Origin of the sequence: Pseudomonas brassicae (genome assembly GCF_010671725.1) — a bacterium.
GTDB lineage: Bacteria > Pseudomonadota > Gammaproteobacteria > Pseudomonadales > Pseudomonadaceae > Aquipseudomonas > Aquipseudomonas brassicae.
Genome location: NZ_JAAHBU010000149.1, coordinates 1 through 14920, shown reverse-complemented (window position 1 = coordinate 14920; position 14920 = coordinate 1). Strand labels below are relative to the sequence as shown.

At 64.5% G+C, this 14920-nt stretch carries 13 protein-coding genes and 1 pseudogene; 5 read left to right on the top strand and 9 right to left on the bottom strand.

Going from position 1 to position 14920, the window contains the following annotated elements; all coding sequences use genetic code 11:
* Together G3436_RS11950 and G3436_RS11945 are read right to left on the bottom strand one after the other, a co-directional pair.
* Positions 1-582 (bottom strand): GGDEF domain-containing protein (locus G3436_RS11950; protein WP_163945102.1); only part of this gene is annotated, 582 nt, incomplete at its 3' end.
* Positions 506-1174 (bottom strand): cache domain-containing protein, encoded by a 669-nt coding sequence (locus tag G3436_RS11945; RefSeq protein WP_163945099.1) that lies wholly within the window; start codon positions 1172-1174, stop codon positions 506-508. The genes G3436_RS11950 and G3436_RS11945, both read right to left, overlap by 77 nt.
* A gap of 196 nt (positions 1175-1370) precedes the next feature.
* Between G3436_RS11945 and G3436_RS11940 the strand changes: the two genes are divergently transcribed.
* Positions 1371-1715 (top strand): carboxymuconolactone decarboxylase family protein, encoded by a 345-nt coding sequence (locus tag G3436_RS11940; protein ID WP_163945097.1) that lies wholly within the window; start codon positions 1371-1373, stop codon positions 1713-1715.
* Positions 1716-1734: 19 nt separating this feature from the next.
* Here the strand turns inward: G3436_RS11940 and G3436_RS11935 are convergent, their stop codons facing one another.
* Positions 1735-2208, bottom strand: coding sequence for a GNAT family N-acetyltransferase (locus G3436_RS11935; protein ID WP_163945094.1), 474 nt, complete (start codon positions 2206-2208; stop codon positions 1735-1737).
* 60 nt (positions 2209-2268) lie between these two features.
* Positions 2269-2805, bottom strand: coding sequence for a hypothetical protein (locus tag G3436_RS11930; protein ID WP_163945092.1), 537 nt, complete (start codon positions 2803-2805; stop codon positions 2269-2271).
* Positions 2806-2933: 128 nt separating this feature from the next.
* On the opposite strand from G3436_RS11930, the gene G3436_RS11925 reads away from it, so the two are divergent.
* On the top strand, positions 2934-3500 hold the full coding sequence (locus G3436_RS11925; protein WP_163945091.1) for a GNAT family N-acetyltransferase: 567 nt from the start codon (positions 2934-2936) through the stop codon (positions 3498-3500).
* Positions 3501-3503: 3 nt separating this feature from the next.
* Here G3436_RS11925 and G3436_RS11920 read toward each other — a convergent pair whose 3' ends face one another.
* Positions 3504-4256 carry an outer membrane beta-barrel protein gene (locus G3436_RS11920; RefSeq protein WP_163945089.1) on the bottom strand — a complete coding sequence of 251 codons (753 nt, stop codon included), beginning with the start codon at positions 4254-4256 and terminating at the stop codon, positions 3504-3506.
* A 226-nt stretch (positions 4257-4482) separates the two neighbouring features.
* Between G3436_RS11920 and G3436_RS11915 the strand changes: the two genes are divergently transcribed.
* The gene (locus tag G3436_RS11915; protein ID WP_163945087.1) at positions 4483-4782 is read left to right on the top strand and encodes an RcnB family protein; all 300 of its coding nucleotides are present in this window, start codon (positions 4483-4485) and stop codon (positions 4780-4782) included.
* On the opposite strand, the gene G3436_RS11910 is transcribed toward G3436_RS11915, so the two are convergent.
* On the bottom strand, positions 4779-5696 hold the full coding sequence (locus tag G3436_RS11910) for a LysR substrate-binding domain-containing protein (protein WP_163945085.1): 918 nt from the start codon (positions 5694-5696) through the stop codon (positions 4779-4781). The two genes, G3436_RS11915 and G3436_RS11910, sit on opposite strands and share 4 nt — an antisense overlap.
* A gap of 95 nt (positions 5697-5791) precedes the next feature.
* Here G3436_RS11910 and G3436_RS11905 point away from each other — a divergent pair, with 95 nt between their 5' ends.
* The gene (locus tag G3436_RS11905) at positions 5792-6883 is read left to right on the top strand and encodes a tartrate dehydrogenase (protein ID WP_163945084.1); all 1092 of its coding nucleotides are present in this window, start codon (positions 5792-5794) and stop codon (positions 6881-6883) included.
* A 117-nt stretch (positions 6884-7000) separates the two neighbouring features.
* Here the strand turns inward: G3436_RS11905 and glgB are convergent, their stop codons facing one another.
* The 3 genes and pseudogenes from glgB to G3436_RS11890 all read right to left on the bottom strand — a co-directional run bounded on the left by glgB (position 7001) and on the right by G3436_RS11890 (position 14545).
* Positions 7001-9214: a 1,4-alpha-glucan branching protein GlgB gene (gene glgB / locus G3436_RS11900; RefSeq protein ID WP_163945082.1), complete on the bottom strand. Its 2214-nt coding sequence runs from the start codon at positions 9212-9214 to the stop codon at positions 7001-7003.
* Entirely contained in the window at positions 9215-12526 is a 3312-nt protein-coding gene (gene treS, locus G3436_RS11895; protein WP_163945079.1) for a maltose alpha-D-glucosyltransferase, read from the bottom strand. It abuts the gene before it with no gap.
* Between the two features lie 13 nt (positions 12527-12539).
* Positions 12540-14545: pseudogene (locus G3436_RS11890) on the bottom strand (alpha-1,4-glucan--maltose-1-phosphate maltosyltransferase).
* Positions 14546-14686: 141 nt separating this feature from the next.
* On the opposite strand from G3436_RS11890, the gene G3436_RS27010 reads away from it, so the two are divergent.
* Complete coding sequence (locus tag G3436_RS27010; RefSeq protein ID WP_178116427.1) at positions 14687-14854, top strand: hypothetical protein; 168 nt, start codon at positions 14687-14689, stop codon at positions 14852-14854.
* The last annotated feature ends 66 nt before the right edge of the window (positions 14855-14920 follow it).

Here is a 14920-nt window from a genome sequence, read left to right as displayed (position 1 = left end):
TTTTTTCAGCGCCTGGCTGACCAGCGCCGCGCTGTGCGGCCAACCTGCCACCCCCAGCGATGCGGTGACTTGCCCGACCGGTTCGATCACCTGCTGCTCGACCACCTGCCGAACACGCTCGCCCACCTCCACCGCCGCGCCAATCGAGGCACCAGGCAACAGCAGCACGAACTCCTCGCCGCCCACCCGGCACGCCACGTCGCCCTCGCGCGAACATTGCTGCAACAGCAGCGCGACCTGGGCCAGCACCCCGTCGCCGGCCGCATGACCATAGGTGTCGTTGACCTGTTTGAAATGGTCGATGTCCAGCGCGATGATCGCGAACGGTTGCTGCGCCTGGTACAGGCGCTCCAGCGCCGCGCTCATCGCACGACGATTGAGCAGGCCGGTCAAGGGATCGGTCTGGGCCTGCAGGTTGAGGCGCCCGAGCTTGTCCTGCATCAGCCCGATACCGCGCAGCAGCGCACGTTTGATGTGTTCGGCCTCGAAATACCAGGCACGTATCTCACGTAGCCGCTGCGGGCTGCGGGTGGTAGAGCAGCCTGCGATGTCGGTCGACCACGAAGGTGTAGGTCCCGTCATGGTAGAAGTGGTTGCTGATCAGGGTATGCATCACGCCTTTTTGGCGCAGGTAGATCGAACCACCGACAAAGCCCAGGTAATCGCCCGCTGCGCTCAGCAGCGGATAGGAAATGAACACCACCAGGTTGCCCGCGCTGGAGGTATAGGCCTGGCTGATCAGCGGCTCGCGGCTGTGCAAGGCCTGCGCGGCACCGCTGGAGGTCAGGCTGCGGCCATCACCGAGCAGCGCCTGCGCGAAGGTGCTGAGCACCTGGCCGTGCGCATCGACGATAGCGATGGAGTTGAAGCCGCTGTCCTGCTGCTGCAAGCGCCTGGCTTCGGCCGCCAGGTGTTGCGGGTCGTCGAGCTTGCCCTGCAACTGCCCGGCGCTGTAGGCCAGGTGCTGCTGGGCGGTCTGCAAAAAGGCATCGATGCTCGACGCCACCTTGGCCGAATAGGCGCGGCCATGCTCCAGCGCATTGTCGACCAGCACCTGGCGCTGCACCCGGTAGGCGGCATAAAAGCTGTTGGCCAGTGTCACCAGTGCGGTGAGCAGGGCAAACAGCAGGATCAGTTTGCGCAGGTCGATCTGCGGCATCTTGCCAAGGCTCATCGGGGTGTGCCCTACGTCTGGCGTGAACCCCAACGATAGATCAGATTCGCGTGCGACTGGCGGCAATCGCCCCTTACCGTACTGGCGACGCACGACCAAAGGAGCACCCTTGTACCACCATCGACCAACGGCAAGGCAACCGCTGAAAAACTAGCTTCACTGTTCATTTTGGCGCAACGCATTAAAGGTGAAGACGATGAGCATGATGGACTGGGATGCCTACCGCAATCAGCTGATGGCCGGCATCGGCGATCTCAAGCAACTGTCGCCCGACACCGTCAACGGCTACATGACGGCCAGCGGTGCCGGGGCCAAGACCCAGCACCTCGACGCCAAGACCCGCGAACTGATCTCGCTGGCCGTGGCGGTCACTACCCGCTGTGACGGCTGCATCGCCGTGCATTCGGCGCAGGCGGTCAAGCACGGTGCCAGCCGCGAGGAAATCGCCGAAGCCCTCGGCGTGGCGGTGGCGATGAATGCCGGTGCCGCTCTGGTGTACTCGGCACGCGCCCTGGATGCCGTGGGCAAGGCCGGGCAGTGACCCTGCGCAGCGGCCTGCGCTAGCGCACAGGCCGCTGCATCAACACCACCTCGATCGGCTCACCGCCCACGCCATGGGAGAAAAAATCGCGCCCCTGGGCGACGAAACCGTGGCGCCGATAGAAACCCTCGGCATTCAGTGTCGACTCCACCTTCAGTAGCGCCACACCGGGGGCCAGCGCGTGCTCGATCCCCACCTGCAGCAGACGGCTGCCCAGTTGCTGCCCGGCAACCTGGGCCAGTACGAACAGGCGTGTCACCTCACCCGGCTCGGCGTCCACGAAACCCACCAGCGTCTCCCCGCAGCACGCCACCACCATGCGCCCTCTGGCGATCGAACGCTCGTAGTCCTGCGCCGTGCGCTGCCCCATCCAGCCGCGCAATTGCTCGACCGAGTAGCAGCCACCTGACAGCTCGGTGATCGACTGGTGAGTCAGCGCAAACACTGCAGCGCCGTCGCCGGCACGTGCCGGTCGCAAGGTGATCAAGGCCATGGGTGTCCTTTGCAAGGTGCTGGCATGAGGCGACACTCTAGCCGCCCCCGCACGCTCGCCTCAAGCACCCGGATTGGTGAACTGGATATACACGCAGAAGCTGCTGAGCAGCACCCAGAAGCCGATGAACAGCCACGGCGTGCGCATCGAGAACAGCAGCGACTTGCAAAAGCCCTTGTGACTGGACTCCATTTCGTTGAACAGCGGTGACTCGTCGTAGGCCATGCCCATGGCCGGCTTGCTGTGCAGCAAATGGCTCTGCTTGAAGTGCCAGTGGTCGATGATGTCGTAGGCCGCGCGAATGCCCGGCCAGGCATTCAGCGAGCTGACAATGCCGAGCAGTGCCATCAGGCAGGGCACCACCAGGGTGAACAGCTCGCCCCACTGCGGGTTGAGGTTGGCCATCGACGAGGCAAAGGCAATCACCAGAAACGACTGGGCGGTGAGATAGGCGTTGGTGCGGTTGGACAGCAGGCTGGTTTCGTACTGGATCTCGCGCCGATAGAAGTCCAGCCGCTCCTTGGGAGAGCCGAACAGAAACGCGTCGTCCTGGTCGGCCTCGGGCACGGGCAACGCCTGGGTAATGATTTTTGACATGACGCAACATCCGTAACCGGTCGTGGTGTTTGGAGCCTGGCGGCGGCGCAGCGTTCAGTTGCATTGCCGGGCGTGCAATCCCTTAGAATGGCGCCCACGCCCGCACCGTTCCGTTGCCAAGGATTCCCATGCTGCAGATCCGCCCCATGACCACCACCGATTTCGACCGCTTCTGGCCCACCTTCCAGGCCGTGATCACGGCACGCGAAACCTACGCCTACGACCCGGCCCTGAGCCTGCCGCAGGCCCGCCAGCTGTGGCTGGAACTGCCGCTGCACACCTGGGTGGTCGAAGACGCCGGCGAGTTGCTCGGTTCGTACTACCTCAAGGCCAATGCTGCCGGCCCCGGCAGCCATGTGAGCAATTGCGGCTATATGGTCAGCGAAGCCGCACGCGGGCGCGGCGTGGCACGCATGATGTGCGAGCACTCCCAGCGCGTGGCACGCAACGAGGGCTTTGTGGCCATGCAGTTCAATTCGGTGGTGTCGAGCAACGAAGTGGCCGTGGCGCTGTGGCAGAAGCTGGGGTTCGAGACCGTCGGGCGCTTGCCCAAGGCCTACCGCCATGCACGGCTGGGGCTGGTGGACTGTCTGGTGATGTACAAATGGCTGGGGGAAACCGCAGCACCCGAACAGCCTAGACTGATCGGGCGCAAGAACATCGAAGCGGTCGTGTCGCGCAAACGCGGACGCTAGCCCTTAGAAGGCGATACCGACCTTAACGCCGAACTCGTCACGCTTGAGCTTGATGTTGTCGGCCACGTCCGAGTCCTCGTCCAGCTTGTACTCGGTACGGGTGTAGTACAGCCCGGCCAGGATCGGCATCGCGCCTTTCTGGTTCATCAGCAGGCTGACTTCGGCGTACGGATTGGTGCGGTCCTTGAGGTCGACGGTATCGTTGCCCACGTCATCCACATGCAGCTTGGCCTTGCCATCGAGGGCCTGGCGCGCACCGGCTTCGACGCGCAGGGTCATGTCATCGAACTGATGGTTGTAACCCAGCGCGGCCTTGGCGAACGGGGTTTTGCCAGTCAGTTCCATGTCGTAGCCGTTGGACTCCAGCTCATAGCGCGACCAGCTGTAGCCGCCGCCCACGATCAGGTCTACCGAGCTGCGTGCATCGAGCGCCGCGCGCCAGCCCAGGTCCAGGTCGACCTGGCCTTCCTTGAGCTTGGTGTCACTGTGGTCACCGTACTTGGCCTGCACGCCGGCCTGGTAGATAAGGCCGGACTCAGCCGTGAGCTTGTTGCCGAAATCGAAGAACAGCCCACCTTCACCCATGCGGTCGGTGTCCGACTTACTGCCGCCTTCGAGCTTGAACTTGCTGTAGCTGCCCAATGCGCCGAAGGTCGCGATCGGGTCGTTGGAAGGTGCAGCCAGTGCGCTCAGGGGCGTGGCCAGTACAGCCAGTGCCGAGGTCTTGAGCAGCAGGTTGCCGAGTCGCTTGCACATCACTTTCAATCTCCATGTCTGTGAAAGGCACTCTGGGTCGAATGCGACCGTTCGAACCCCAGCGGCGGCAAAAAGTTCAGGCGAAGGCTCTGGCATGAGGGGTACGTCACAAAAACCTGTGGCAACTGGCTTGCCCGCGAAGGGCGCGCCGGCGCCATCAAGCCGATTGAATGTTTGGCGCCCTGCGCAGTCCGATTGTGCAAGCCCCAGCCATCAGGAGTACCGCATGACTGCTCGCAAACTGCTCACCGCCCTCACCCTGCTCGGCAGCGTCACGCTGGCCCAGCTACCGGCCCAGGCGGCCGAACCCAGCGTCACCGCCCCCGAGTCGCCTACCCGCGAGTTGAACGTTCATGACAAGGCCCCCGACATCTACAAACGTGAAGAAATGGCCCTGCGCGGCTGGCAAGAGAAAGGCCTGAGCCAACCCGACGCCGAAAGCCATTGGGTCAAGATCCAGGACAAGTACGTGCTGATCGAAACCACCAATGGCACCGTCAAGGAAATCGTCCCGGCCAACCCCTAATCCGCACCCGGCAAACTGTAGCGCTCGGCAAAGTACTGGCGCAGGAACTCCACCGCCACGCGAACCTTTGCCGAGCTTGCCAGCGGTGAGGTGTACACCGCCCAGATATCGGCCGCCTGGTGATAGTCCTCCAGCACCTGCACCAGGCGGCCATCGGCCAGGCTGTCGTGCACGTCCCAGTAAGAGCGCAGCAAGATCCCGCGCCCGTCCAGGCACCACTGGTGCGCGACCTCGCCGTGGTTGGTCGAAAGCCCCCCGGTCACGCGCACGCTCTGCTCGCCCTGCGGCCCCTGCAGTTGCCACACGCCAAAGGGGTGGTCGCGCTCCTTGATCACCAGGCAATCGTGGCTGCTCAGCTCGGCCAACTGGCGCGGCGTGCCGCGCCGGCGCAGGTACTCGGGCGCCGCGCACAATACCCGGCGGTTACGCGCCAACGGCTTGGCGATCAGGTGGGCGGCAATCGCATTGCCCACGCGCACGTCCAGGTCGACGCCCTCCTCGATCAGGTCCACCAGGCGATCATGCACGTCCAGGCGGATGTCCAGCTGCGGGTAGCGTTCGGCCAGCTCCGACAACGCCGGCGCGACAAAGCGCCGCCCAAGGCCCAGGCTGCTGGCGACGCGAAGCTGGCCAACCGGCTCGCGGTGCTGGGCGCTGATGTCGTCGCCCATGCGTTGCACGGTGTCGAAGATCTGCTGGGCCCACTGGTACACCCGCTCACCCTCTTCGCTCAGCGACACGCGCCGGGTGGTGCGGTGCAGCAGGCGCACGCCCATCTGCTGCTCGAGCAGACGCACGCGCTTGCTGATGAACGCGGCCGACATGCCCAGCTGTTCCGCCACGGCGGCAAAGCTGGCGCGCTTGGCCACCTGGACAAAAATGTTGAGGTCTTCGAGGTTGGGCAGACTATTCACGTTATGTGCACAAAGAATTCATGATTGTCGGGATTATCTCTGATCAGTTGCCTTATAGCATGCGCTCACTTGTTCCCCAACCCTGAGTGAGCGCCATGACCAAGATCTTCCGAATTGCCGCCATCCCCGGTGACGGTATCGGCAACGAAGTCCTCCCCGAAGGCATCCGCGTGGTCGAAGCCGCCGCGCGCAAGCATGGCCTGGCCATCGAGTTCGAATTCTTCGAGTGGGCCAGCTGCGACTATTACCTGGCCCACGGCAAGATGATGCCCGATGACTGGTTCGAGCAGCTCAAGGGCTTCGATGCGTTGTTCTTCGGCGCGGTGGGCTGGCCCGACAAGGTGCCGGACCACATTTCGCTGTGGGGCTCGCTGCTCAAGTTCCGCCGTGAATTCGACCAGTACGTGAACATCCGCCCGGTGCGCCTGTTCCCGGGTGTACCCTGCCCGCTGGCGGGGCGCGAGCCGGGCGACATCGACTTCGTGGTGATCCGCGAGAACACCGAAGGCGAATACTCTTCGCTGGGCGGGCGCATGTTCGAAGGCACCGAAAACGAGTTCGTGCTGCAGGAGTCGGTGTTTACCCGTCGCGGCGTGGACCGCATTCTCAAGTACGCCTTCGAGGTCGCCCAGACCCGTGAACGCAAGCACGTCACCTCGGCGACCAAATCCAACGGCATGGCCGTGAGCATGCCGTACTGGGACGAGCGCACCGCGGCAATGGCGGCCAACTACCCCGAGATCAGCTGGGACAAGCAGCACATCGACATCCTGTGCGCCCGCTTCGTGCTGCAACCGGATCGCTTCGACGTGGTGGTGGCGTCGAACCTGTTCGGCGACATCCTCTCCGACCTGGGGCCGGCCTGTGCAGGCACCATCGGCATCGCGCCGTCGGCCAACCTCAACCCCGAGCGCAAATTCCCGTCACTGTTCGAACCGGTGCACGGCTCGGCGCCGGATATTTTCGGGCAGAACATCGCCAACCCGATCGCGATGATCTGGTCGGGTGCGTTGATGCTGGAGTTTCTGGGCAACGAAGGCAGTGACCCGCGTTATCGGGCAGCGCACGATGACATCCTGGGTGCCATCGAGCAGGTGATCGCCGCGGGTGACACCACGCGCGACATGGGCGGCACGAAGTCGACGCAGGCAGTAGGCCAGGCGATAGCCGCGCTGATCGAGGCATGATGGTCAGGGTCTGAAAAGCTTCGCTGGCAAGCCAGCTCCCACAAGATTGTGCAATGTTCACACAACCTGTGGGAGCTGGCTTGCCAGCGAATGGCCTGCAACGCAGGCCCAGCGACCTCAGGCCGGGCGCAGTATCAGCACCGCCAGTGGCGGCAGGTTCACCGCCAGCGACAACGCCTGCCCATGGCTGGGCAGCGCCTCGCTGGCCACCCCGCCCAGGTTGCCGTAGTTGGACCCGGCATACACTTGTGCATCGCTGTTGAGCACTTCCTCCCAGCGCTCGCCAAACGGTACGCCGATCCGGTAGCCCTCGCGCGGCACCGGGGTAAAGTTGGCCACCACCAGCAGCGGCTCGCCCTCGGCACTCCAGCGCAGCCAGGCATACACGCTGTTGCGCGCATCATCGCCAATCAGCCACTGGAACCCCTGCGGCACGCAGTCCTGCTCGTGCAGCGCCTTCTCGTCGCGGTACAGGCGGTTCAGGTCGCTGACCAGCCGCTGCACCCCAAGGTGCTCCTTGTACTTGAGCAGATACCAGTCCAGTTCGCTGTCATGGTTCCACTCGCGCCACTGGCCGAACTCGCAGCCCATGAACAGCAGCTTCTTGCCCGGATGGCTCCACATGAACGCCAGGTAGGCACGCAGGTTGGCAAACTTCTGCCAGCGATCGCCAGGCATCTTGTCGATCAGCGAATGCTTGCCATGCACCACTTCATCGTGGGAAATCGGCAGGATGAAATGCTCGGAATACGCATAGATCAGCCCGAAACTCATCTCGTTGTGGTGATGGGTACGGTGGATCGGGTCGTTCTGGATGTAGTGCAGCGTGTCGTGCATCCAGCCCATGTTCCATTTGTAGTTGAAGCCCAGGCCACCTTGCTGGGTAGGCTGGCTGACGCCGGGCCAGGCGGTCGACTCTTCCGCGATCACCAGCGCGCCTGGCGCCTCCACGGCCACCACGTCATTGAGGTGGCGCAGGAAATCGATGGCTTCGAGGTTCTCGCGCCCGCCGTGGCGGTTGGGCACCCACTCGCCGGCCTTGCGCGAGTAATCGCGGTACAGCATCGAGGCCACCGCGTCCACGCGCAGCCCGTCGATATGGAAATGCTTGAGCCAGTGCAGCGCCGAGGCCAGCATGAAGCCGTGCACCTCATTGCGCCCCAGGTTGTAGATCAGCGTGTCCCAATCCTGGTGGAAGCCCTCCAGGGGGTTGGCATATTCGTACAGCGCCGTGCCGTCGAACTGCGCCAGCCCGTGCTCGTCGGTGGGGAAATGCGCCGGTACCCAGTCCAGGATCACCCCGATGTGCGCCTGGTGGCAGGCGTCGATGAACGCGGCAAAATCCTCCGCCGAGCCATAGCGCGCCGTCGGCGCGAACATCGACAGCGGCTGGTAGCCCCACGAGCCGCCAAACGGGTGTTCCATGATCGGCATCAGCTCGATATGGGTGAACCCCAGGCTCTGGATGTACGGCACCAGGCGCTCGGCCAGCTCACGCCAGTTGAAGTAGCGCGCCACTTCGCCGGTCTCATCCAGCTCGCATTGCCAGGAGCCGGCGTGCAGCTCGTAGATCGACAGCGGTGCGTTGCTGGCCTGGTGCGCAGCGCGTACGCGCATCCAGCCCTGGTCTTGCCAGACATGCCCCAACGGGGCAGCCACCTTCGACGCGGTGCTGGGCGGCAACTCGGTGGCCAGCGCCAGCGGGTCGGCCTTGAGCGGCAAGATGCCGTCTTGCCCGAGCACCTCGTACTTGTAGGTTTCACCGGCCTGCAGGCGCGGGATGAACAGTTCCCACACGCCACTGGGCACGCGCTTGCGCATGGGGTGGCGGCGCCCGTCCCAGTTGTTGAAATGACCGACCACCGAAACCCGCCGCGCGTTCGGCGCCCACACCGCGAAGCGCACACCGTCGATGCCGTCTACCTGCACCGGCTGGGCCCCGAACACCTTGGCAAGCTCGCGGTGGTTGCCTTCGGCGAACAGGTACAGGTCCATTTCGCCCAGCAGCAAGTCGCCAAAGCTGTACGGATCTTCGGTGATCTGCTCGCCGCCGGCCCAGTTGATGTGCAGGCGGTACGCCTGCGGTTGCTGCAGTTGGCCGCTGAACAGGCCTGGCACACTGCCCTGCTGCAATTGCAGCAACGTCTCGCCGCTGTCGCGGGCCACCGCCCGAGCACTCAGGGCATCGGGCAGGTACGCCCGGATCCATTGGCCACCCGCACCATCGGAGTGCGGACCGAGGACAGCGAATGGGTCCCCGTGCCTGGCATTGACCAGGTCATCGATATCACTTCTGCCCAGCCCCGCCTGTTCTCGCTTGTGCGCGCTCATCTACTGCTCTCCCCACGTACTGACAAGCCCATGGAGGCCATGCAAGGGCACGGCCAACCAGCTCGGGCGATTCTCGGCTTCATACGCAATCTCATAGGCAGCCTTTTCCAGGCTGAACAACGCCAGTGCCGCGCGCTCGCCATCGGCGTGTTCCCAGGCATGCGGCAGGCTCGCGGTGGCCAGGCCATAGGCTTCGACAAACGCGTGCCGGGCCTGGTGCAGGTACTGGCGGGCCACGCGCTGGCGGGCCTGGCTGGCAAGCGCTGACACATCCACCCCCGATGCACTGCGCAATACCATCGCAGCAGCATAGTCGAAGGAGCGCAACACGCCGCTGACATCCTTGTAGGGGCTGTGCTTGCCGCGTCGTTCCTGCAGTGGGCGCGCCGGCTCGCCTTCAAAATCGATCAGGTAGGCGTCGCCCTGCACCACCAGCACCTGGCCCAGGTGCAGGTCGCCATGCACTCGGATCAGCAGGCCGCCCACCGCCTGGTCGGCCAGTTCGGTGACCTGTTTGAGCAGGCCGTCGCGCTGCTTGCCGAAGTCGTCGACCAATGCCTGGCTCTCGACGTCGAGCCCGGCACGGTGCAGCTCCAGCAGATCGAAGGCATGCGTCAGTTGCGCACTGACCTGCTTGCCCCATGCCTGGCCATCGCGCGCACTGCTGACCCTCGGTTTGAAGGCCGGGTCGCGGGTCGGTGCGGCCAGCACCTGGTGCATCTCGCCCAGGCGCTGGCCCAGCAGCGCGGCAAACGCCTGCAGCTCATGCAGCGCATCGGCGTGGGCCTCAAGCGCCTGGTGGCGCGGCTCCATCTCATCGCGAATCGCTCGTTGCAGGGTGTTCTGCGTCCAGTCCCAGGCATCGCCCTGGTTGCTCAGGTAGCCCTGGGCGATCATCAGCAGGTGCGGCTCGCCTGCGCTGTCCACCCGGCTCAGCCAGCCCAGCAGCGGCGAAATGTTCGGGTAGCGGGCCGCCGTCAGGTAGGCGCTCATCTCCAGCTCGGGGTGAATACCGCCATTGACGCGGCGGATCAGCTTGAGCACCAGGCTGGCGCCGACCACCACCGAGCTGTTCGACTGCTCGGCCGACAGGTAGCGCACCTCGGCGTCCTCGCCGAGGTTGAGCGCGGCCAGTTGCTCGGTGGCCTCGAACTGCAAGTGGCCGTCTGCGCAGTCCAGCCGCGTACCCTCGCGCATGCCAGCCAGCGCCGCACGAATGAAGCTCTCCAGCACGAAGCCGTCGGTGATCAACCCCACCTGCCGTCCTCGCCGTACACGAGCCAGGGCCAGTTGCTGGGGCAAGGCGCTGGTCAGCTGGTCTTCGCCGATCAGGCCGAACGGCAGTTGGTAACGGGTGCACTGGCCGCCGCTGTCGACCTCGATTTCACTGAGCAGAACGGGGCTTGCGGCCGCCCCGAAACGCACGCCGTAGGCGATGCGCACGCCCTCTACAGCAGCATCCTTGCCGGCGAACCAGCGCCGTTTGGGCAGGTACTGCGGCAGAATGGCGGCTTGCAGGGTGTCGCGCGAGGGGGATTCGAGCAGCTCTTCCATGCGTTTTTTCAGCACCACGGTGGTGAACTCCGGCAGCACTTGCGCCGGTTGCACGTGCCAGCTGGGCATCTGGTCCTTGTCGGCCAGCAGGAACCAGTAGAACCCGTACGGTGCCAGGGTCAGCAGGAACGGCAACTGGCCGATGGGCGGGAACGCGCTGCCGCCGAGCATCTCGACCGGTACCTGGTCGACGTAGTGCGACAGGTCGAGCTCGGCAGCCTGGGCTGCGCGCGACACGTTGGCCACGCAGAGAATGGTTTCACTTCTGCCGTCGGCCCCGGTGAACTCGCGCAGGTAGGCCAGGATCCGCCGGTTGCTGGGCGACAGCATCTTCAAGGCGCCCCGCCCGAAGGCCTTCTGCTGCTTGCGTACCGCCAGCAGGCGCCGGTTGAAATTGAGCAGCGAGTGCGGATCGCTGGCCTGGGCCTCGACGTTGATCGACTGGTACCCGTAGAGCGGGTCCATGATCGGTGGCAGCACCAGGCGCGCCGGGTCGGCGCGGGAGAAACCGCCATTGCGATCGATCGACCACTGCATGGGCGTGCGCACCCCGTCGCGGTCGCCCAGGTAGATGTTGTCGCCCATGCCGATCTCGTCACCGTAATACAGCGTTGGCGTACCCGGCATCGACAGCAGCAGGCTGGTCAGCAGTTCGACCCGCCGGCGGTCACGCTGCAGCAGCGGCGCCAGGCGCCGGCGAATACCCAGGTTGATCCGCGCGCGGCGGTCCTCGGCATAGTAGTTCCACAAGTAGTCGCGCTCGCGGTCGGTGACCATCTCCAGGGTCAGCTCATCGTGGTTGCGCAGGAAGATCGCCCATTGGCAATTGGCCGGGATCTCTGGCGTCTGGCGCAGGATATCGGTGATCGGGAAGCGGTCTTCCTGGGCCAGGGCCATGTACATGCGCGGCATCAGCGGGAAGTGGAACGCCATGTGGCACTCGTCGCCCTGCCCTTCGCCAAAGTACAGCTGGGTGTCTTCGGGCCACTGGTTGGCCTCGGCCAGCAGCATGCGGTCGGGGTAGTTGGCGTCGATCTCGGCGCGGATCTGCTTGAGCACCTGGTGGGTCTCGGGCAGGTTCTCGTTGTGGGTGCCGTCACGCTCGATCAGGTACGGGATGGCGTCCAGGCGCAAGCCGTCCACGCCCAGGTCGAGCCAGTAGCGCATCACCCCGATCACCGCCTTGAGCACCTGCGGGTTGTCGAAGTTGAGGTCGGGCTGGTGCGAATAGAAGCGGTGCCAGAAGTACTGCCCGGCGACCGGGTCCCAGGTCCAGTTGGAGTGTTCGGTGTCGAGGAAGATGATGCGCGTGCCGTCGTACTTGGCGTCGCTGTCGGACCACACGTAGAAGTCCCGCGCCTTCGAGCCACGCTTGGCGTGCCGGGCTTTCTGGAACCACGGGTGCTGGTCGGAGGTGTGGTTGATCACCAGCTCGGTGATCACCCGCAGGTTGCGCTTGTGCGCCTCGGCGATGAAGCGCTTGACGTCGGCCAGGCTGCCGTAGTCGCTGTGCACCGCCTTGTACGCCGCGATGTCGTAGCCGTCGTCACGGCGCGGCGAGGGGTAGAACGGCAACAGCCACAGGGTGTTGACCCCCAGCTCGGCAATGTAGTCGAGCTTGGCGATCAGGCCGGGAAAGTCACCGATGCCATCGCCGTTGGAATCGAAGAAGGACTTGACGTGCACCTGGTAGATGATCGCGTCCTTGTACCACAGCGGGTCGTCAATGAACGCAGCGGGGCGGGCTTTCTTCGCCATGCTCGACTCCTTTCTAGTGGGCTTTGTCGATACGCCAGATACCGAACGGCTGCTGCCAGGGCTCGATGCGCATCCATTGGGTCTTGCCGTACCAGCGCCAGCGGTGCCCGCTCATCAGGTCTTCGCCAGAGGTCTGCGCGTCGTCATCCAGCCCCAGCTCCCATAGTGGCAGCTCGAAGTGCGCCTCCTGGGCGTTGTGCGGGTCGAGGCTGACGGCCACCAGGATCAGGCTGCCGCTGGCCGGGTCGCCCTTGGCGAAGTACAGGATGTTGTCGTTCCAGGCGTTGTAGAAGCGTATGCCCAGGTGGGTCTGCAACGCCGGGTGCTGGCGGCGGATGCGGTTGAGCTGGGCGATCTCGGCGATGATGTTGCCCGGCTGGGTGAAGTCGCGGGGGCGGATCTGGTACTTCTCCGAGTCCAGGTATTCCTCCTTGCCCGGGATCGGCGCCGCCTCGCACAGTTCGAACCCCGAGTACATGCCCCACAGCCCCGAGCCCATGCTGGCCAGCGCTGCGCGGATGAGAAAGCCGGCGCGCCCGCTGGTGTGCAGGAAGAACGGGTTGATGTCGGGCGTATTGACGAAGAAATTCGGCCGGTAGCAGTACGACCAGGGTGGCTGATTGAGCTCGCTGAAGTAGCTTTGCAACTCGGCCTTGGTGTTGCGCCAGGTGAAATAGGTGTAGCTCTGCGAGTAGCCGACCTTGCCCAGGCGCGCCATCATCGCCGGCTTGGTGAAGGCTTCGGCGAGGAAGATCACCTGCGGGTGCTGGGCGCGCACATTGGCGATCAGCCATTCCCAGAACGGCAGCGGCTTGGTGTGCGGGTTGTCGACGCGAAACTGCGTCACGCCCTCTGCCACCCAGCCCAGCACCACGTCGCGCAGCGCCAGCCACAGCGCGGGTACTGCGTCGGCGGCATAGAAGTCGACATTGACGATGTCCTGGTATTTTTTCGGCGGGTTTTCCGCGTAGCGGATGCTGCCGTCGGGGCGCCAACTGAACCAGCCCGGGTGCTCGGTGAGCCAGGGGTGGTCCTGGGAGCACTGGATGGCGAAGTCCAGGGCGATCTCCAGGCCATGTTCGACCGCCGCCGCAACCAGCCGGCGAAAATCCTCGCGGGTGCCCAGTTGCGGGTGGATCGCGTCGTGCCCGCCTTCGGCACTGCCGATTGCATACGGGCTGCCGGGATCGTCCGGGCCCGCCTGCAGGGCGTTGTTGCGGCCTTTGCGGTGCTGCTGGCCGATGGGGTGGATGGGCGGAAAATACAGCACGTCAAAGCCCATGTCGCGGATCATCGGCAGGCGCTGGTGCACGTCGTTGAAGGTGCCGTGGCGCGCCGGATCGTCGCTGATGGAGCGTGGAAAAAGCTCGTACCAGCTGGCGAAGCGGGCACGCTCACGCTCCACTTCCAGCGGGTACTCGGCGCTGCGGCTAAGGTAGGCGCGGTGATCGGCGCGGCTCATCAGCGCGCGGGTGTCGGCATGCAGCAGCAGTTCGACACCTGCCGCAGCCGGCAGCGCGGCCAGTTGCGTGGCCACCGCCTGCAACTGGCGCGCAACGGTTCGCTGCTGCGCTCGGCGCTTTGCAGCAGGTGCAGCCGGCCCTCCTCCAGCTCCAGGTTCACTGCCACGCCGGCCGCGAACTTCTTTTCCAGTTCATGGCAGTAGCTGGCGTAAGGGTCGATCCACGCTTCGATGAGGAACAGGTGGCGGCCGACTTCGTCGACCGTGAAGCTGGCCTGCCAGGTGTCGTTGCCCAGCAGGCTCATCGGCACTTCGTGCCAGTTGGGGTGTTGCAGACGACGCCAGCTCAGGCGTACGGCAAGCACGTCGTGGCCATCGGCGAAGACCTTGCTGGTGACCGTGACCTGCTCGCCTACCGTTGCCTTGACCGCATGCTGGCCGGCGTCGAGCACAGGCTCGGTGTCTTCGATCACGATACGCGGCAGCAGCAGCGCGCGGGACAGGGTCAGGACGTGTGCGGTTGATTCGTCGGTGCTGAAAGGCTCATCGCGGGTCATCGAACATCGCTCCGTTACGCGTGACGGTAAAGGTTCAGAGCAATGACAGAGGTGGGGGTTCAATAAAAAATGACCGATGCGGTACGCCGGTGGTCGAAGCTTGGGTAAGCCCTTTCAACGCCACTTTGCGAGGTTCGGCCTATGAGCATTCCTATCCCGGCAGAAACGCCCGATCCGAATATCGATGACCCCACCCTGCCACCACCGGTGCCCGGGCGGGTCCCTGATGAGCTGCCGGTCAAGCCGACCCTGCCGCCCACCGTGGGTGACCCGCCCAGTGAAGAGCCACCGGTGAAGGCCAAAGCATAGACCGGGATCAGACAGTTGCACTGCGGTGTATCCTTCGCTGGCAAGCCAGCTCCCACAGGTACTCCA